This window comes from Marinobacter sp. NSM, assembly GCF_052380025.1.
GTDB lineage: Bacteria > Pseudomonadota > Gammaproteobacteria > Pseudomonadales > Oleiphilaceae > Marinobacter.
Window position 1 is genome coordinate 670,594 of record NZ_JBQTCK010000001.1, and the last position, 18,518, is coordinate 689,111.

Genomic DNA, 18,518 nt, shown 5'->3' on the forward strand with positions numbered 1-18,518 from the left:
AGCCGAGGCATCAGTTCTGGTCAATAATTTCCATTACGCGTTCGGCAAGTTCATCCGGGCTGAATTTCGCCATAAAATCATCGGCACCGACCTTCTGAACCATCGCCCGGTTAAAGACACCGCTCAGGGATGTATGAAGCATCACATACATGCTGCTGAGCGCCGGATTCTCTTTGATTCTGGTAACGAGGGTATAACCGTCCATCTCCGGCATTTCCACATCAGAAATGATCAACGATAAGTGGTCTCGGGCAGTGGAACCATCCTCCGTAATCTCCTTGAGGTAGTTCAACGCCTGTTTACCGTCATTCTTGGTGACCACTTCCATTCCGATCGCGGTCAGGCAGCGTTCGATCTGGCGCCTCGCTACAGACGAATCATCAACCACCAGCACAGGCAAATGCCCCTGAACGCGCTCGGCACTGCGAGTTCTCAGTTCTTCTGTGACATCTTCCCTGAGTGGAGAAACTTCTGCAAGAATCTTTTCTACATCTATGATTTCTACAAGTTTGTCGTCAATTTTTGTAACTGCCGTCAAATACACATCCTTGCCCGCGCCTTTGGGTGGCGGAAGGATATCTTCCCAGTTCATATTCATGATCCGGTCGACACCTGTCACCAGAAAGCCCTGGGTTTTGCGGTTGTACTCGGTAATGATGACAAAGCTTGTTGCCAGTTCTTCCTGTGGAATGCCTGACATACCAATAGCCATGCTCAGGTCGATAATGGGGATGGTCTCGCCACGAATGTGAGACACGCCCCGCACCACATCACGGCTGTTCGGTATAGACGACAGCTTGCCGCACTGCAGGACCTCTTTTATTTTGAATACGTTAATCCCGTATAGCTGCCGCCCGCGCAAACGGAACAACAACAGCTCTAGCCTGTTCTTACCAACCAGCTGCGTACGCTGGTTAACGCTGTCCAACACCCCTGCCATAACTTTCTACTCCCGGCATGCCAACGATCGGCACAGAATTTGCTAATTTATTATTAAACAACTTGCTTACGCGAACCCGGACCAAAACATTGGCGCCGGGTGTCCAATCAGGGTTAACGGCCCCAGCGCCATTTTCCTTAACGGAACTCGCGTAAATATGCCTTACTGACAGCATAGGACAAAGCAGTGCAGATGCGAACCATCTTTTTAGCGACCTTTTGCCTATCGACCCTGGGCCTTAACGCCGCGGCTGCGGCCACCACTGCAAGCGAGATACGCGATGCCGCCGGTCAATTTATCGAAACCTGGGCCGACGAGCAGCGCCAGCAACAGTACGAGGTGAACTTCACCGTCGGCAGCATCGACAGCCGGCTTAGCCTGGCTGCTTGCGAACAGGCACTCCAAACCGCGTTTACCAACGATCCCCTACGGACCACATCGCCATCGGTGATGGTGTCCTGTGCCGGGGAGCGGCCATGGCGGATGTTCGTCACAGCCAGTGTCGAAGTACACGGCCCTGCCCTTGTGGCGGCTCGGCCTCTGGCCCGCGGTGAGCGCATCAGCGGTGAACTTTTGCAGGAAAAACAGGTGCAGATCAACGCCAGCCGCCGGGGCATTCTAACAGATATTGAACAGGTATCCGGCATGCTGGTGAGGCGACCAGTTAATGCAGGGTCGGTGCTGACGCCAGATCTGCTCGAAGCGCCCAATGCCGTTGAGCGCGGTGATCATGTTATCATCACCGCCAGATCCGCAGTGTTCTCGGTCAGTTCCCGAGGCAAGGCGCTGGCCAGTGCCAGTGTTGGCGAGCAAGTGATGGTTGAGAATCTGCAATCAGCACGCACGGTTCGGGCAACGGTCACGGCTCCTGGCCGGGTGGAAATTGCCATGTAACGGAAAATCCGTGCCCAGCGGCAAATTTTTTCCGTTTTTTTCTAAAGGTCGGCTAAACGCTGCCGATAAGCAGATATAAACTCGATTCCGCCGCCTCTGAAGGTGGCCATAGGCAAGCAGGTATCCTTATGTCAGTTGACTTAAATGGAATTGGCCCCGGCCAGGTCAACACCACCAGAACCACGGCCGACAAAGCAACAGGCAGCCAGAGTACGCCCTCCACGGCTGGAGAGCAGGCAAAGGCTCAAAGCACGGCAGCCCGCGGCGACAACGTCAGTCTCAGCAATCAGGCCAAAAACCTGAAGCAGCTGGAACAGAAACTGGGCGATTACCCGGAAATGGACGACGACCGCATTGCGCAGATTCGCGCAGCACTGGAAGATGGCACCTACAAAATTGATGCAGAGAAACTGGCCCAGAAAATGCTTGAGATGGATAAAAGCATTTTCGGGTGAGTAAAACATGGCTGCAATCATTGAATTGAAGACCCTTCTCTCAGAAGACATCCGCCAGCTTGAAACCCTGGCGGATCTTCTCAACCAGGAAAAACAACTCCTGGCGTCCTCCGACATTGCTCCGCTCCAGGAAATCACCACTCAGAAAAACAACATCCTGACGGATATCCGTGAGCGTGCGAAACAAAAGATCCGCCTGCTGGTTAACATGGGGTACCGACCGGATGCCGGCGAGCCCTCGAGGTTTATCCGTGCCGGTGGCATGGAAGACCTTTACCAACTCTGGAAAACCGCCGATGGGCGCCTTCGTGCCTGCCAGAAACTGAACCAGAACAACGGTCGTGTTGTCGGACACCTTCAAAAACGCCTGACGAGGCTCACGGACGTCTTCCGTGGCGCCTCTGCCCAACAGAAGCTGTATGGCGCCAAGGGCGAACAAACCAGTGTGTCCAGCGGCAACATTCTGGCCAGCGCCTGACCGACCCGGCAAACAAAAACGCCCGGATGAGCTATCCGGGCGTTTTTTCGTCAGATTCACCTTACCCGTCCATTAACGGGTGTAGATCGTCATCTGGGAATCCGGATGAAACCGTGTGTTGTGAATGCTGACGTTCCCCATGGATGGACTCTGATTGCCACTCACGCGGATATTGTCCATCCGGATCTCCTCAATCCGTTCGGGAAACGCCAGCCTCAAGGCGCCATCCTCTCGAATGGAATAGCGGGGCTCACCCTTCCTGTAGTGAACACCAGAGATGGTCAGGTCGGAATCGAGGAAACTGAGCACTGGCACAAAAATGTTGGCGGCCAGCTTGATTCCCTCTACTGAGTCGAGTCCGGCGAGTTCCGGGTCATCAACCGCGCCGCCAGCATTTCCCGGCATTGCGGCAACCGTTTCAATACGCTCCAGCAAACCCACACTGCTTTGAGCCGTTACGCCGGCCATATCGCTGTCAGACAGAGGCGCAAAGCCCCCCTTTTCATATAACTGACCGGCCTGCGCAGGCATGGATGCCGCGCTGGTATTGCCGGCCGCCAGCGACACCAACGGCTGAAACGGCAACGTCACCATGGTAACCAGCGCTGCCGCATTACGATAACGGGCCTGGTGCTTGAGAACACGATGCAGTTCCTTGTCTGTCACCCAGCCAGCGGCGATCAGCACTTCGCCCAGGCGCTGCCCGGTTTCCCGCTGCAACAACAATGCCTCGTCCAGCTGACCTTCCGACAAATAGCCGCGATTGATCAACAACCGGCCAAGCCGGGACTTTTCTTGAAACCCCTTACGGATTCTCACTAGGCTCCTCCCGCATTCACAGTGATCACCGTACAACCCGGCCCGGTATTGATAATGGTTAAAGCGTAGCCCAATCCCCTGGCCTACGCTGTTCTGATTTGCACTTATTCAGGTAAGGATCTGTTAAGATCTTCGCTAATTTTGTTCTGTCCGGATTGTCTCAGGATTCCCGATAACAACTGAAACTGTGAGAGCCTCTGAAATGACAAATATCGTAAAACCCTTATCAACTGTGATGTCAGCCCTGTTTGCCGCCATTGCTGCCCTGATGCTGGCCACTCCAATTCAGGCCGAAGAACTGCCGAAGGTTCGCTTTGTTACCTCTGAAGGGGCCTTTGAGCTTGAGTTGCGCCCTGACGTAGCCCCGAAAACCGTGGAGAATTTCCTCTCCTATGTGGAAGACGGATTCTACGACGGTACGATCTTTCACCGGGTGATTCCCGGCTTTATGATTCAGGGCGGCGGATTTACCGACACCATGGCCCGAAAACAGACCAAAAACCCCATCGTTAACGAAGCCTCAACAACCTTGCCTAATCTTCGGGGCACCGTGGCCATGGCCCGAACCAGCTCCCCAAATTCAGCAACCTCTCAGTTCTTCATTAATGTCGCTAAAAACGATTTCCTGAATGCTGGTGTGCGTGGTGCGGGCTACGCGGTCTTTGGCAAAGTCACCGAGGGCATGGGCGTGATCGACAAGATTGCCGGCGTACAAACCGGGCATCGCCAGGGCATGGCGGATGTTCCGGTTAAGGCCGTCGTGATCGAGAAAGTGACTCTGGTTAATATCGAAGACTGAGCCCTATGCACTCCCCCTGCCTTCCGCCGGCCATGGAGCCGGCAGATCTTATCTGGCGCGACGGCGTACCCGAATCCACCCGGTTTGGAGACGTATATTTCAGCAGGGACAACGGCCTGGCAGAAACCCGGTATGTTTTTATCGGGCATAACCAGTTGCCGGAGCGGTTCCAGCAGGTGCCAGACACCGGCCACTTTGTGATCGCTGAAACCGGTTTTGGCACGGGCCTGAATTTTCTCGCCTCCTGGGCGGAATGGTTAAAGCAGCGCCCGGCCGATGACAACGCCATTCTGCACTTTGTGTCGGTAGAACGATTTCCCCTGCGCCTTCAAGACCTCGAAAAGGCGCTGTCGTACTGGCCCGATCTAAGCCCCCTGGCAACGAAGCTTATCGAACATTACCCTCCACTGATCAAGGGCACTCATAGGCTGGTGCTGGCCGGAGGTCGGGTTCGGCTGACCCTGTATTTCGGCGATGTTCTTGACGCCTGGAACGATCTCACTTTTACCGCCGACGCCTGGTTCCTTGACGGCTTCGCCCCGTCGTTAAACCCGGACATGTGGCTGGACGATGCCATTGGTCTGATCACCAGCCATAGCAAGTCCGGAACGACCCTGGCCACGTTTACCGCCGTTGGCCGTGTGCGCCGCAGCCTTGCAGAGGCTGGCTTCGAGATCGCCAAAGTCCCTGGCTTTGGCCGCAAGCGGGAAATGCTTGCAGGTATTTACGCGCCGGGGAATGCAACTAAACAAGAGGCGAAAACTGGCACGGTTGCCATTATCGGTGCAGGAATTGCCGGCACCTTGCTCGCCTGCAACCTGGCGGAACGGGGTGTTCAGGTGCTGCTGCTGGACAAGGCGCCCCACGCCGGTTCTGCGGCATCTGGCAATCCCCAGGGCGCGCTCTATGTAAAACTTGGCGTGGAGTACAACGCGCAGACTGAGCTTTCTGCAACGGCCCTCAGTTTCAGCCAACGTTTCTATCGGCCCTGGCAAAACCGCTTCTGGCACCCAACGGGACTACTTCAACTGGCAACCGATGATCAGGAAGCCGATCGCCAGCGGCGGTTCTGCGATCGCAATGATTACCCGGCTGACCTGCTGGAACCGGTGGATGCAATGCGGGCAAGCGAGCTGGCAGGAATTGCAGTTAACACTGGCGGTCTCTGGTTTCCCGGTTCCGGCTGGCTTGAGCCTGCAAAGGCCTGTCAGCAGCTGGCTGAGCACCCGCTGATTGAAACACGATTCAGTTACCAGGTCGCTAACCTTCTGCCATGTAACAATCAGTGGTGTATCCGAAATCACTCTGGCGAAGACAGCCGCGCAGACGCTGTGGTCATTGCCGGAGGTCACGAAAGTCCCGCCCTGGTGCCCGTAGGCGGGCAGCTCCGTCTGAAAGCGATCCGAGGTCAGGTTACTGAACTACCGGAGGCAGACTTCAACCTGCCTCAAGCCGTAATCTGCGGAACCAAGTATGTCAATCCGGTTCACGGCGGCCGTGCGGTTACTGGCGCGACGTTCGACTTGAAAGACAGCACCCGGCACCCTACCCGGGCCGGCCATCAGGAAAACCTTGATGAGCTGCAACGCTCACTGCCATCTGTCGTTAAAGGGTTGCTGCCCGATCCGGATCAGCTGCAAGGGAGAGTGGCCTTTCGTTGCACCACCCACGATTATCAGCCTGTGGCCGGCCGCATGCAGGATACCGAAGGGAACCACCTCAACGACCTGTATCTGCTGACTGGCCTCGGTAGCAAAGGGTTGGTCTGGGCACCCTTGCTGGCAGAATACCTGGCAGATGTTATCAGCGGCCAACCCCACTGCTTGCCAGCGCCGCTCTCAAAGCGACTGGAAACGGGGAGGCTATACCGAACCTGACACTTACTCAGGCATAATGAAGCCGGTCTACAGTTTTGTGACATTCAGCCGTTACCATTACAGGAGCTGCTCTGCATTGGGATGTTGCAGCAGTCACATGGGAGAGTTAGTGGAATGTCTATTCACGTAAGTGAGCCGGGGCGACCAATCGGCACCCGATTGCCGGAAGCCTTGCGAAGCCGTCGCGTTGGCGACGTCACCGAGCTGACGGAATCCGGCGCGATTTCACCGGGCCACAGCGAGGCAACCGACGCGGAGTTTCAGCAGGCCGCAAACAGCGGCCGCCACCGTGCACTCCAGGAGTATGGCGCCGCAGCCGCCGGAGAGCGGCACGAGGAGCGCGTGTACCTGCCCGTTTCGGCAATATGCTCACCGGCGCTTTACTCAGTACCCGCCACGGCGTCCATGGGTGAGGCCATGTCTAGCATGGAAGACAACAGTGTGCACCATCTGGTCATACTGGCCGACCACAACGTTGCGGGCCTGATTGACCTGCGCTGGCTACTCTCCTGGCTCCACGAAAACCCGCCACAAGCAGTAGATCACAGCCTGTCTCAGGTTGAACTGCCAGCTTTCCTGACCGCCTCTCCGGAAACAGACGCACACCAGCTCGCACGGCTTATGCTTGCGCACCAATTGAACGCGGCACTGATCGTTGACGCAAAGGGCCAACCATCAGGCATTGTGACCAGTACCGACTACCTGAAGCTGTATGCCAGCGCCAGCCGGCACGAGGGGACCGTCTAAGTCCCCTTCCCCTTTCAAAGCCATTAAGGGTTCTCGGAGGTCAGTGCATCGCCCTCCGGGCCGAACAGTCTAATTGCCAGCTCACCACCCAGGTCTACCAACGCAGTAATTTCATCATCCCGATAGTTTTTAAGCCTTAACACATTCAACCCCTCTACCTCAGGCTGAATGCGCCAGCTCCGGTAAGCCGCTTCTTCTTCACCACGATTCAGCCTTGCCAGGATTGCATGGCGGGTGGAAGGATTTCCAGCCACTTCAGCGAAGACCCCATCGGTGGAGCCAGCAATGACCATATCTCCGTTAAACAGAAGGCCCTGGCTCAGCTCTACAATGGCCGTGTCATTCTGATCATTGGCCGACAATGCGCTGCCGATGGCGCCCGAGGCACTGTAACCGAGAGCAAGCCCAGCCCGGCTGTTCACACGTTTGCGAATGAGTTCGTCAGCGTCATCTTCGTTGACTTCCACTCGATACTCAAAGGGGCCGTCACCAATCAGCCAGGCGCTACCATCGCCGTAGAACCCGTGCCGCAGAACCTCGGCAGATTCTTCTCCAACCTGGTAAACCGACACTGTCCCCGAGGCACTGCCACCGAAGAAGAAGGGGCCTGTAACCGCCGTGCCATCGATCGATGATGGTGCAAAGCCAAACAGCAAAGGGCTGAGAGCGGCGACACTGCCGCCCACCACGTTATCATCGCCTCCGGAGCCCACCTGGCGAGTCCAGGCGATCGTTGGCACCAGCACATCGCCATCAGGGATGGTGTCGACTCTTGTCAGGAATGCGTCGATGCCGCCGGCGGACGACTCGCCACTCCAAACGCCGTCGGTTTCACCGGCAATCGCTACATAGCCACTGCCTGGATTGAGCCCTATCCATCGAACACGGTCCTGCCCGGAGGTACCAAACCGAAGCAGATCATCCCAGTGCAGCTGATACTCTCCTTCACTTAGTCGATAAACGCCTACAATCACATTATCTCCGGCCCCGGCATCACCTGAGCCGATCGGCTCGTCAGTAGTGAATGCCACGGCCATTTCATATCGGGTGACCCGGACCGTGTCTTCGGTCACCCGGCGCTCCGCCACATCCACGAAAACATCCGGGCGGGCTGAGGCATCTGCGAGATCGGCAACAACCACGGGGTCGCCTAGCAGGGCGCCAGTCTGATCATAAATGCGCACCTGAACCTGGCCATTTTGACTCCCGGCCACAAAGTAGCGGCCGCCATGACCAACGGCAAAGTCCGTCGCAACAAACCCGTCATTCCAGACAATAGACTCTTTTAAGCGATTGAAACTGAGCCTCAACAGGTTATCGCTGGCACCTCTGGCATAACCTTCCCGGCCCGCCTGGAACCGGCTGTCTACCGCCAGGTTCGCAAACCGGTCGTGCAGGTCCTCCGGCGACGAATAGCTCTCACTGGCACGGACCTCGAAAAGCAATTCATTCTGGCCAACGGGGAAGCTTAACGTATCGTTTTCCACGCCCTCCTGCTCAATGACAAACTCGGTTCCCAGCCGTGCTGTGGAGCCTTGGGCGTGCGTCAAACGGACATTGACGACGTCCTCCCTGTCACCGGACAGCGTGGCCCGATACTGCCCGGCTGTACCGGTGTTCAGAGTATCCCTGGGGCCACCGTTGAGCGTTTCAATGGCAACCGTCGGTTCGTTGTCACGAATGGTCAGGTTGGTTCGCACACCAGTGTCCGATGCGCCCAGGGAGGCGATACCCGTGCGCACCTCTGTTAAATGAAGCTGCGCCAGTTCGGAAGGTTCGGGGATGGTGTCGTCAATGACTTCCAATGGTATGTAGCACTCGGTGATGCCTGGCTCGAGGGTAATCAGCCCCCGGTCCTTGATGCCAGCGTCGTTCTCGTAGTACTCAATGTAGGTCAGCTCCTCGCCCTGTTCATCCACCGGGAACGCGGTGTTGCTGCCCTGCACGACAATGTCGTTACCGATAATGGCACGGCCGAGGTTATCGCTGCTGTATTCACACCGCTGGTGCGGCGGGTTTTCCTCGTCATCACAGTTATTCTCATCAAATTCCGAGCGCAGCTCGAAAGCGATGGAAACCCTTGTCACGGAGGGTTGGTCTAAAAGGACCTTTGCAAACACGCGATTGGTTGGCGAAGTAACTGCCTTGGACTCCTTAAACGAACCATCCTCGTTGTACAGGTCAATTTCATAGTCATGTTCGCCGACCACATCCAGGACCGGCGGCTCACAACGGGTTCTGGAGCTGTCGGAAATGTCCGGGCTTTCGCCCTCCGTGAACGTCGGCGCTTCCAGCGACACCACGTTCCGTTTGACCTCAATATCAAAGGGCTGGAACCCGGCCATACGGCCATCGGTGGTGACGATATCGATATTGTCGTTTCGGCCCAGGTCTGCCTCACCTCTCGCTCCTCCGGAAAGCCCAGGGACGCCGCGCATGATGATGCCTTGCCGGGCCTTGTTGCTGGTATCTTCCAGCGCCAGCCAGGACGGAGCGTTAGTAAGGGAATAATCCAGAATACTTTCGCCACCATATGCGCCCCAGTTGTAGTAATACTCTACGCCCAGGTAGGCGGTAGTAGGCGGTGCGCCAAGCAGCGTGGGCTGGTCGGGGTCTTTCTCGGTTTTACAGCCGGCAGACGCCAGTGCGATCAAGGCCAGGCCCAGGAGGCGGCCAGAGAAGGAGGTGCGAGGGAGCAGATCGGCGCGCATGCAAAAATCCGTTTCATGACGTTATTGTTATGGCGGTGCCAGCGGGTGCGTTACACGCCCCGTTTACACACCGTTACAGATCAACGCCATGTTAGCCAATTTGCGCCCTGCCGGATCTGCGCGAGTTCTCAGATTCACCGGCCGGGCCCGCATCAGCCTGCTACGCCGTGCTCCTCTAAGAGGGCGAGAAGCCCCTCTTCATCCAGGACAGGCACTCCCAGCTGTTCTGCCTTGGTCAGTTTGGAGCCAGCAGCCTCACCCGCCACCACGCAGGCGGTTTTCTTGGAAACGCTGCCCGCGACCTTTGCCCCCAGCCTCTCCAGTTTTTCCTTCGCCTGGTCCCGGGTCATCTGTGACAGGGTGCCGGTCAGCACCCAGGTTTCGCCGGCAAGAGGTTTGGCCTCGGCAGGGACAACCTGTTCTTCCTGCCAGCTTACTCCGGCGTCTTGCAAAGCCTGCAGGGTTTCCCGGTTGTGGAGCTGGTCGAAGAAACTGCGAATATGCCCGGCCACGATAGGGCCAACGTCCGGAACCGCCTGCAGCGCCTCGTCATCGGCGGCTGAAATTGCCTCAAGGGTACCGAAATGCGACGCCAGCGACTTCGCGGTCGCCTCACCCACCTCACGAATACCCAGGGCGTAGAGGAATCGCCACAGCACCGGATTACGGGCTCGGTCAATGGCCGCCACAAGATTACCTGCGGATTTATCCCCCATACGGTCAAGGCTCGACAATTGGAATTTGGTTAGTCGGTACAGGTCCGCGACGGTGTTTACCATGTCCTCATCCACCAGCACTTCAATCAGCCGGTCGCCCAAACCCTCAATGTCCAGGGCCTTCCGGGAGGCATAATGACGGATGGCTTCCTTTCGCTGAGCCGGACAATACAGACCGCCGGAACAGCGAGCCACCGCTTCGCCTTCAATCTGCACGATATCTGAGTCACAGACCGGGCATTGGCTCGGCATGACCACTTTGGCTGCGCCCTCCGGGCGTTTCTCCGGAACCACCTTCACCACTTGCGGGATCACGTCTCCGGCCCGGCGGATGAATACCGTGTCGCCGATGTGCACATCCAGCCGGCGAATCTCGTCCATGTTGTGGAGTGTTGCGTTGGAAACGGTCACGCCACCCACAAACACTGGCTTGAGCCGGGCAACAGGCGTGACAGCCCCGGTCCTGCCCACCTGGAACTCAACATCTTCGATAACGGTGAGCTCTTCCTGCGCCGGGAACTTGTGGGCAATGGCCCACCGGGGCGCCCTGGACACAAAGCCCAGCTGCTGCTGCAAATCCAGTCGATTCACCTTGAACACGATACCGTCTATTTCGTACGGCAGCGTGTCGCGCTTGGCCATCAGCTCCTGGTACGCCTGGAGACACGCTTCAACGCCCTTGGCTGTGCGCATTTCCGGGTTAATACGAAACCCCCAGCCTCGAACCCGCTGCAGGCTTTCCCAGTGGGTTTCAGGCAGCAGGCTGTCGTCGGTGACCGCCATGCTGTAGGCACACAGCTCCAGGGGCCGCTTGGCGGTGACTGTCGATTTCTTCTGGCGCAGGCTGCCGGCGGCGGCGTTTCTGGGGTTTACAAAGGTCTTTTCACCTTGCTCAGCGAGGCGCCGGTTCAGTTGCTCAAACCCCGCCTTGGGCATATACACTTCACCCCGAACTTCCACCAGATCCGGGTAGTCGCCGCCCCGCAAGGTCAAAGGGACTGACGGAATGGTGCGTATATTGGCAGTGATATCCTCGCCGGTATAACCGTCGCCTCGGGTGGCGGCCCGAGTCAATACACCCTGCTCATAGTGCAGGCTGACCGCAAGGCCATCCAGTTTGGGCTCACAAACATATTCCACTGGATCCTCGGTTGCCAGGCGATCACGCACTCGGCGGTCGAAATCACGGAGCTCGTCGTCGCTGAACGCGTTGTCCAGTGACAACATGGGCAATCGATGAGTGATTTCTTGAAAACTGGTTTCCGCGGTACTGCCAACCCGCCGGGTGGGCGAGTTATCTGTGGCCAGTTCCGGGTAGTCCGCTTCCAGTGTCTGGAGTTCACGGAACAGCCGATCGTATTCGGCATCGGGTATCCTGGGGTCATCCAGAACGTAATAGTAGTAGTTATGATCGTCCAGGGCAGCGCGCAACTGTTCCACGCGCTGCTGGATATCGGCAGAAACCTGGCTCATCGGATCGAATGTCCTGATTAAGTGTTATACCCGATGGGAACGCTGTTTACGTTCGAATTCACGGATGCGCTGCCGGCAGTGTTCAATCGTCTGCGGAGTCATTACGCTGCGGCGCTCGTCTTTCAGTTCACCGCCCATATTGCGCACAACGCACTGAGCGGTTTCGAGCATGAATTCGAAGGCCTGCATGGCATTGGATGGCCCGGGCAGGCTCATGAAGAAACTGATGCCAGGAGTGTTCAACGCTGGCATATCCTGGGGCCGGAAGGTTCCTGGCTCCACCGCGTTGGCAACGCTGAACTGGACTGGCGTGGTAGTGTCAGTACCTTCATGCCGGTGATAGATGTCCATGTCGCCATGTTCAAGACCGCAGGCCTCAAACAGCTTTTTCAGTATCGTTCCCTGGAACTCCTCACCGCTACGCGCCAATACGTTAATCACCAGCACTTCCCTGGCTTCCGGGCGATTGGCTCCCGCCAACGGCTGGTTCTTGCGTGGGCCCGGTGCCGCTTCCCGGCGAGCGGTATCCTCCTCAACCTCTGTGGTCAACACAGGAGGTTCTTTCGCTCGGTTTTTTGCCGCGGGACGAGACTTCGGTTCTTGTGCTGGCTCGGGTGCCGGCTCCGGTTCTGGCGGCAGTTCGGGCTCTGATACCGGCCGGGCGGAGACTTCGTCGTCGTGGGCCTCAGTAGCCTCACCCGCCGGTGGTTCTACTGAACGCTCGGAACGGCTATTCACAACTCTTGGCTCACCCAGGACATCATCATCGACGTTGTCGTCGGTCGCGCCCCATCCCGATTCCAGCATAACGTCGTCATCGTCCGAACTGCCGAAATCCTCTGACGTGTCCCGCTTGAGGTAGCCCCGTTCTTCGAGGGTTCCCCTGGATACGGTTCGGGCTCCACCATTGGGAAGTTCTGGATTGTAATCATCATCGAGCGGGGAATCCTTCAGATCATCCGCGCCCATTCCGGAGGAAATCGCCATGGATTCCTTACGGGCCCGGCGCATCCGCCGAACACCATCAATGACGATTCCAAGAATAACCAGGGTACCTATGGCAATTAACCATTCCCTAAGTGACATAGTGCTGCTGTCCTGTTTGCAGTTCGGAACGTTGCTACTCTAAGAAAAGCCCGTAATGAATACAACGCACTCCGGGCCGAGATGGCGTTATTGTCATGGTTGACGCCTTTTTCGCCAACCCTCAAGCCTCCGCCAAGGCTGCCGCCTCGTCGACATCCACCGAAACCAGCCGGGAGCAACCCGGTTCGTGCATGGTTACGCCCATCAACTGGTCCGCCATTTCCATGGCGATCTTGTTGTGGGTAATGTAGATGAACTGTACCTGTTTGGACATCTCTTTCACCATATTGGCATAACGGCCAACGTTGGCATCGTCCAGCGGGGCGTCCACCTCATCCAGCATACAGAAAGGCGCCGGATTGAGCTGGAAGATAGAGAATACCAGGGCAATTGCAGTCAAGGCTTTCTCGCCACCGGACAGCAGGTGGATGGTACTGTTCTTCTTGCCCGGTGGCCGCGCCATGATCGCCACGCCGGTCTCCAGCAGATCTTCGCCGGTCAGCTCCAGGTAGGCATTGCCACCGCCAAACACTTTTGGGAAAAGCGCCTGCAAGCCGCCATTAACCTGATCAAAGGTTTCCTTGAATCGCTGCCGGGTTTCCCGGTCTATTTTGCGAATGGCGGTATCCAGGGTTTCCAGGGCTTCCATCAGGTCGTTGTGCTGCTCATCCAGGTAGGTCTTTCGCTCACTCTGCACCTGATATTCCTCGATGGCTGCCAGGTTAATGGCCCCCAACCGCTGGATACGGCTACCAATCCTCTCCAGTTCTTCGGCCCAGATTTTCTCATCGGCATCTTCCGGCAACTGGCCCAGCACTTCCTGGAGCTTTACATCCAGCTCCTTGAGCTGCTCGATGTGGTTACCGGACCGGATTTCCAGTGCCTGGGATTCCATCTTGAGCTTTTCAAGCCGGGCCCGTACCTCACCGACCACATGCTCGGTGCGGCTTCTGCCCTGCTCCCGCTCCCGTACTTCGCGGTCAATGTCTTCCAGGGCATCCCTGGCGGCCGAAAGCTTCTCCTCCTCCGCCAACCGGCGCTCCAGAAGCCCCTCGAGTTGAAGCTGAAGGTCTTCCAGTGGCTCTTCAGCGCTCTCTCGGGTTTCCCGGAGCATATCAAGACGCTCTTCCAGCCGTTCTTTCTGCATTTGCATCCGTTCGATGGTCTGCTTCAAACCATCGCGCTGGCTTTGCAATGACTGCAGTTGCAACTGTAGCTGGTGGGCATGGTCCCGGTCGTGGCGGGCTTCCTGGCGAAGCCTGTCGAGGTTCTCTCGCAAGGTATCGCGTTGCTCCAGTAACCGCTCTTTCTCTTCATCGCTGTCCTCGGTTGAGGCCAGCGCCATGTTCCACTCTTCCCGGGCGGATTCGAGATCCTCTTTCTGCTGCTCAAGGCTACCGACCACATCCTCGATATCATCCCGGATACGGGCAAGGCGGGCATCAATCTGTTCAGCCCGGGCTTTCAGGCCACTGACTTTTGAGGACAGGGCACCGAGTTCCCGCTCGGCGTCACTCAAACGGGCCTGGGCTTCTTCCCTGGCCGACTCAGCACGCTCGCCCTGTTCCTGAAGTAGCTCCAGTGCCTCGACCGCCTGCTCAAGCAGCTCTTCCGCCTCTTGCAGGCGTACCTCAAGCTCACTCACTTTCTTCTGGCGCTCAATGACACCGATTTGCCCGGCTTCTGAATCGGGCATCAAGACCCAGTCGCGAGCAACCCAGACGCCCTCAGGGGTAATCAAGCTGTCACCGGCCGAAAGTTGGCACCGGCGCGCCAGTGCTTCACTGGTGGAGTCTGCTGTATCAATACCTGCAAGCAGATGGCTGATCGCCGCCACGCCCTCTACTTTGGCTGCCAACCCGCCAGCAGGCCTTGCTTCAGGCCCCGCAGATACCAGCGCAAGACCTTTTGGCGCGCTGCCCAGGGCGTCAACAAGGTGGTCAAACCCCGGCAATGCAAGCCCTTGGCTGAAGCGGCCAATCACCTGCTCTACCGCAAACTCCCAGCCATCTTCAATACGCAACGCGGCGGCGACCCTCGGCGCATCCGACAAACCGTTGTCCCGCAACCACCCCTGCAGGGCATCGTCATGGCCGCCCATCTGTTCATCCAGCAAGGCCGTCTGGGAATCCAGGGCGGCCTTCAGGCTCTGAACCTGTTGCCGGCGTTCGGCAACGCCCTGCTCGGCTTCCCGCAATTTCTGCCGACTCTGATAAACGTCATCCTGCAGCGCCTGAATACGCTCCGCTGCCTCTTCACGCTGTAGCTCGAGGGTTTCCTGCTGTTCGAGCAGCTCATCCAGTTCCGCCCGGTCCAGCTGCTCTTCCAACAACACCTGTTCGTCCTGCAGTTTGCCGTGACGGTTCTGTAGTTGGGCAATAGCGTCTTCCAGCGACCGGATTCGGGATTGGGCGAGTTCCGCCTGGCGCCGAGCGTCGGATGACCGGGTGCTGAACTCCTCCCACCGGTGCTGCCAGTCACCCATGGCGTCTTCGGCCAGCTGGAGTTTTTCTCCAGACTCTTCAGAACGCATAGCCAGGGCTTCCTGCTCCGGCTCAATCATATCGAGCTCTTCCTGAATGCCCGCCAGCTTTTCTTCGTCCTGCTCGAGCTCACGCCCCAGTTCCCGCTGGTTGGCCATGGCCTGATCCAACTCTGCGGCGGTCTGGCGGCTGCGCTCCCGCTGGTGTTCCAGGCTTTGTTCGATCCGGGCAATATCGGCGCCGGCTTCGTAGTAGCGTGCCTGGGCCCGATTGAAATGTTCGGTGCGTTCGTGGTGGTCTTCCCGAAGCGATTCCAGGGAGGTTTCCAGATTAACCCGTTCGGTCAGCAGTTTTTCCAGCTCGAGCTCGGCATCCCGAATCTTTCCACGCCAGGACTGTAAGTCATTATCCAGCGCCTGCCATCGCAGCACGGTGAGCTCTGCCTTTTTCTGCCGTTCTTCCTGCTTGTAGGCCTTATACTTCTCGGCCGCGGCCGCCTGCCGCTCCAGATGCTGCAACTGGCGCCCCAGCTCTTCGCGGAGGTCGGTAAGCCGTTCCAGGTTCTCCTGGGTGCGCTTGATCCGGTTCTCGGTCTCGCGCCGCCTTTCTTTGTACTTCGATATACCAGCCGCTTCTTCGATGTAAACGCGCAGTTCTTCGGGCTTGGCCTCAATCAACCGGGAAATCATGCCCTGCTCAATAATCGCATAGCTGCGCGGGCCGAGGCCGGTGCCGAGAAACAGATCGGTGATATCCCGGCGGCGGCACTTGGCGCCGTTCAGAAAGTATTCTGACTGGCCCTCCCGTGACACCCGGCGCTTGACCGAAATCTCGTTGAACTTGACGAATTCACCAGGCGCGGTGCCGTCACTGTTGTCGAACACCAGCTCAATGGACGCCTGGCCGACAGGCTTGCGGGCACTGGAGCCGTTAAAGATGACATCCGTCATGGACTCGCCGCGCAGATACTTGGCTGAGCTTTCACCCATCACCCAGCGCACGGCGTCAATGATGTTGGACTTGCCACAACCATTAGGCCCCACCACCGCGGTCATGTTGGACGGGAATGGCACCGTAGTGGGATCAACAAACGACTTGAAGCCAGCCAGTTTGATGGACTTGAGCCTCATATCAGGCGTTCTCCTCCGTGAGAATGCTCAAAACCTGTGCTCTCTGGTGTTCACCGAAATCCTGGATAACCCGCTCCAGGAGCGCCGAATCGCCCTTAACCGCCGCATCCGCCAGATGCCGGAAGAAAGTGCCGGTTTCGGCGATCTCGCTTCTGAAATGCTCAAGGGCGACGTAATAGGTGCGGCTGATGGCGGGCCTGAAATTCTCAAGGGTTTCTTCAAGAAACGGGTTTTCGACCAATCGGTAGGCATAACGCATGACGCCGAAGCCGGCGTCTATGACCTGTTCTGCAGCATCATTGGCATCAGAATTAAGTGCATCAATGACCGCCTGAAGCTCCTTGACCTGGCTCATCACGCCACTAAGCTCCGAACCGGACCACCGCTCCAGCACTTTTCGCCCGAGCATGCATAGCAGGTCAATGTAGATATCATACAAGGCGTTGACTGAACCCGGGGTAAGGTCAGACACCACCGCCCCACGACGCGGAAATATTTCTACCAGGTGCCGGCGTTCAAGTATCAACAGCGCTTCGCGAACCGAGCCACGGCTGACGTTCAGCTCACCGGCCACTTTCAGCTCTTGAATCCGCTCCCCCGGCTTGAGATCACGAATGATGATCCGTTGGCCAATATGCTGCGCGATTTGCTCTGAAAGGCTCTCCGGTGCCTGAAATCTCATAAGCCTGATGCTCTCTTGTTATGACAGGACATGGTCAGGCGCAGAAGTTTATCACAGCCTCCGGCCAGCCCCACCCCTTGTCTTACATTTTGATTGCAGGATTTGCCCCAGCGGCAATGCCCTGCCGGAAAAATGGCGCTTTCGGACAATGACCGCGCCAAAACCCTCAAAACGGAATAAAGAAAACATTATACTCCATTGTTTATTATGTCTTTATTTTCAATGGCACAGTTCATGCTGGTAAGGCTGCAACTATACCCGTTTCCAGAAGCAGAGCGAGCCATTGTGAAAAACCTGACTTCGATTCAGCCGTCAAAGACGCAGCCGGCCAGGCTGGCCGCCCTGAAGCAGTCGTTTCATGACTGGAACCAGTCCCCTGATGTTCTTACCAAGATGGCAAAACGACTGTCTACCACCCTGTCACTGGAAACCCAACTAGGCATCATTGCAGAGGAAGTTGCACAAACCATCCCGTTTGATGCCCTCAATTACCGGCATCGGATTGCCCGGCAGGATTTTGTGTTCTCAACCGGTATGGGCGGGCCCCATCGCTGCGAGTATCGCCTTACGCTGGAGGGTAGTTACTATGGCACGCTCGCCTTTCATCGCCGGCAAAAGTTTTCAGACGAAGAACTTACTGGCCTGGAGATGATGCTCTCGGCAGCCATCTGCCCGCTGCGCAATGCCTGCCAGTTCATCGCCATTGAGCAAGCCGCGTTGACCGACGCCCTGACCGGCATTGGCAACAAACGAGCCCTTGACGAAGCTCTGCTGCGGGCAAGCGCGCTAGCCGACCGGCATGGCGATCCCTGGAGCTTGATCCTGTGCGATCTGGACCACTTCAAACTGATCAATGACAATCACGGCCATGTGGTTGGGGATCATATCCTCGCCAGAACTGGAGAGAAGTTGGAACAAGCCATTCGAAATTCGGACACAGTGTATCGATTTGGCGGGGAAGAATTTGCGGTATTACTGCCTCACACCAGTGAGCAGGAAGCACGAGAGGTTGCCGAGCGCATTCGCCTGGAGATCGAAAGTATTCGGGTGGATGGTGGTGAGACCCCGCTGACGGTTACCGGCAGCTGCGGTGTGGCAACCCACCTTGCAGACGAGGCGCCGGAGCAGTGGCTGGCACGGGCGGACGAGGCGTTATATCGGGCGAAAGCGCAGGGCCGCAACTGCACCCGCGTTTTCGCCAGTATTTCCTGAGCAACAATCGGGGGGC

14 protein-coding genes are annotated in these 18,518 nt (G+C 57.3%); 7 read left to right on the forward strand and 7 right to left on the reverse strand.

Annotated elements, in window-relative coordinates:
- Window positions 1–10 precede the first annotated feature (10 nt).
- Window positions 11–940: a chemotaxis protein CheV gene (locus ACTZWX_RS03185; protein ID WP_444712713.1), complete on the reverse strand. Its 930-nt coding sequence runs from the start codon at window positions 938–940 to the stop codon at window positions 11–13.
- A 192-nt stretch (window positions 941–1,132) separates the two neighbouring features.
- Between ACTZWX_RS03185 and flgA the strand changes: the two genes are divergently transcribed.
- The 3 genes from flgA (at window position 1,133) to ACTZWX_RS03200 (ending at window position 2,767) form a co-directional block, all read left to right on the forward strand.
- A complete protein-coding gene (flgA, locus tag ACTZWX_RS03190; protein WP_444712714.1) occupies window positions 1,133–1,834 on the forward strand; it encodes a flagellar basal body P-ring formation chaperone FlgA in 702 nt (233 codons plus the stop codon).
- A gap of 128 nt (window positions 1,835–1,962) precedes the next feature.
- Entirely contained in the window at window positions 1,963–2,289 is a 327-nt protein-coding gene (gene flgM / locus ACTZWX_RS03195) for a flagellar biosynthesis anti-sigma factor FlgM (RefSeq protein WP_106695863.1), read from the forward strand.
- A 7-nt stretch (window positions 2,290–2,296) separates the two neighbouring features.
- Window positions 2,297–2,767, forward strand: a complete 471-nt coding sequence (locus ACTZWX_RS03200) for a flagella synthesis protein FlgN (RefSeq protein WP_444712715.1) — start codon at window positions 2,297–2,299, stop codon at window positions 2,765–2,767.
- Window positions 2,768–2,839: 72 nt separating this feature from the next.
- Here ACTZWX_RS03200 and ACTZWX_RS03205 read toward each other — a convergent pair whose 3' ends face one another.
- A complete protein-coding gene (locus ACTZWX_RS03205) occupies window positions 2,840–3,586 on the reverse strand; it encodes a pilus assembly protein PilB (protein WP_444712716.1) in 747 nt (248 codons plus the stop codon).
- A gap of 202 nt (window positions 3,587–3,788) precedes the next feature.
- Here ACTZWX_RS03205 and ACTZWX_RS03210 point away from each other — a divergent pair, with 202 nt between their 5' ends.
- The 3 genes from ACTZWX_RS03210 to ACTZWX_RS03220 all read left to right on the forward strand — a co-directional run bounded on the left by ACTZWX_RS03210 (window position 3,789) and on the right by ACTZWX_RS03220 (window position 7,009).
- Window positions 3,789–4,385, forward strand: a complete 597-nt coding sequence (locus ACTZWX_RS03210) for a peptidylprolyl isomerase (protein ID WP_444712717.1) — start codon at window positions 3,789–3,791, stop codon at window positions 4,383–4,385.
- A 5-nt stretch (window positions 4,386–4,390) separates the two neighbouring features.
- Window positions 4,391–6,262: a bifunctional tRNA (5-methylaminomethyl-2-thiouridine)(34)-methyltransferase MnmD/FAD-dependent 5-carboxymethylaminomethyl-2-thiouridine(34) oxidoreductase MnmC gene (mnmC, locus tag ACTZWX_RS03215; RefSeq protein ID WP_444712718.1), complete on the forward strand. Its 1,872-nt coding sequence runs from the start codon at window positions 4,391–4,393 to the stop codon at window positions 6,260–6,262.
- Window positions 6,263–6,376: 114 nt separating this feature from the next.
- Complete coding sequence (locus tag ACTZWX_RS03220) at window positions 6,377–7,009, forward strand: CBS domain-containing protein (RefSeq protein ID WP_444712719.1); 633 nt, start codon at window positions 6,377–6,379, stop codon at window positions 7,007–7,009.
- A gap of 23 nt (window positions 7,010–7,032) precedes the next feature.
- Here the strand turns inward: ACTZWX_RS03220 and ACTZWX_RS03225 are convergent, their stop codons facing one another.
- The 5 genes from ACTZWX_RS03225 to ACTZWX_RS03245 all read right to left on the reverse strand — a co-directional run bounded on the left by ACTZWX_RS03225 (window position 7,033) and on the right by ACTZWX_RS03245 (window position 17,290).
- Window positions 7,033–9,720 carry a hypothetical protein gene (locus tag ACTZWX_RS03225; RefSeq protein ID WP_444712720.1) on the reverse strand — a complete coding sequence of 896 codons (2,688 nt, stop codon included), beginning with the start codon at window positions 9,718–9,720 and terminating at the stop codon, window positions 7,033–7,035.
- Between the two features lie 152 nt (window positions 9,721–9,872).
- Window positions 9,873–11,909, reverse strand: coding sequence for an NAD-dependent DNA ligase LigA (gene ligA, locus ACTZWX_RS03230; RefSeq protein WP_444712721.1), 2,037 nt, complete (start codon window positions 11,907–11,909; stop codon window positions 9,873–9,875).
- A gap of 24 nt (window positions 11,910–11,933) precedes the next feature.
- Window positions 11,934–12,995: a cell division protein ZipA gene (gene zipA / locus ACTZWX_RS03235; RefSeq protein WP_444712722.1), complete on the reverse strand. Its 1,062-nt coding sequence runs from the start codon at window positions 12,993–12,995 to the stop codon at window positions 11,934–11,936.
- A gap of 121 nt (window positions 12,996–13,116) precedes the next feature.
- On the reverse strand, window positions 13,117–16,608 hold the full coding sequence (gene smc / locus ACTZWX_RS03240; protein ID WP_444712723.1) for a chromosome segregation protein SMC: 3,492 nt from the start codon (window positions 16,606–16,608) through the stop codon (window positions 13,117–13,119).
- Between the two features lies 1 nt (window position 16,609).
- Window positions 16,610–17,290, reverse strand: a complete 681-nt coding sequence (locus tag ACTZWX_RS03245) for a GntR family transcriptional regulator (RefSeq protein WP_444712724.1) — start codon at window positions 17,288–17,290, stop codon at window positions 16,610–16,612.
- Between the two features lie 285 nt (window positions 17,291–17,575).
- Here ACTZWX_RS03245 and ACTZWX_RS03250 point away from each other — a divergent pair, with 285 nt between their 5' ends.
- Complete coding sequence (locus ACTZWX_RS03250) at window positions 17,576–18,502, forward strand: GGDEF domain-containing protein (RefSeq protein ID WP_444712846.1); 927 nt, start codon at window positions 17,576–17,578, stop codon at window positions 18,500–18,502.
- The last annotated feature ends 16 nt before the right edge of the window (window positions 18,503–18,518 follow it).

Bases quoted from the DNA above. Each gene is read 5' to 3' on its own strand.
- smc (WP_444712723.1), bottom strand. From the start codon at position 16,608: ATGAGGCTCAAGTCCATCAAACTGGCTGGCTTCAAGTCGTTTGTTGAT.
- mnmC (WP_444712718.1), top strand. From the start codon at position 4,391: ATGCACTCCCCCTGCCTTCCGCCGGCCATGGAGCCGGCAGATCTTATC.
- ACTZWX_RS03185 (WP_444712713.1), bottom strand. From the start codon at position 940: ATGGCAGGGGTGTTGGACAGCGTTAACCAGCGTACGCAGCTGGTTGGT.
- ACTZWX_RS03245 (WP_444712724.1), bottom strand. From the start codon at position 17,290: ATGAGATTTCAGGCACCGGAGAGCCTTTCAGAGCAAATCGCGCAGCAT.
- ligA (WP_444712721.1), bottom strand. From the start codon at position 11,909: ATGAGCCAGGTTTCTGCCGATATCCAGCAGCGCGTGGAACAGTTGCGC.
- flgA (WP_444712714.1), top strand. From the start codon at position 1,133: ATGCGAACCATCTTTTTAGCGACCTTTTGCCTATCGACCCTGGGCCTT.
- zipA (WP_444712722.1), bottom strand. From the start codon at position 12,995: ATGTCACTTAGGGAATGGTTAATTGCCATAGGTACCCTGGTTATTCTT.
- ACTZWX_RS03225 (WP_444712720.1), bottom strand. From the start codon at position 9,720: ATGCGCGCCGATCTGCTCCCTCGCACCTCCTTCTCTGGCCGCCTCCTG.
- ACTZWX_RS03220 (WP_444712719.1), top strand. From the start codon at position 6,377: ATGTCTATTCACGTAAGTGAGCCGGGGCGACCAATCGGCACCCGATTG.
- ACTZWX_RS03200 (WP_444712715.1), top strand. From the start codon at position 2,297: ATGGCTGCAATCATTGAATTGAAGACCCTTCTCTCAGAAGACATCCGC.
- flgM (WP_106695863.1), top strand. From the start codon at position 1,963: ATGTCAGTTGACTTAAATGGAATTGGCCCCGGCCAGGTCAACACCACC.
- ACTZWX_RS03210 (WP_444712717.1), top strand. From the start codon at position 3,789: ATGACAAATATCGTAAAACCCTTATCAACTGTGATGTCAGCCCTGTTT.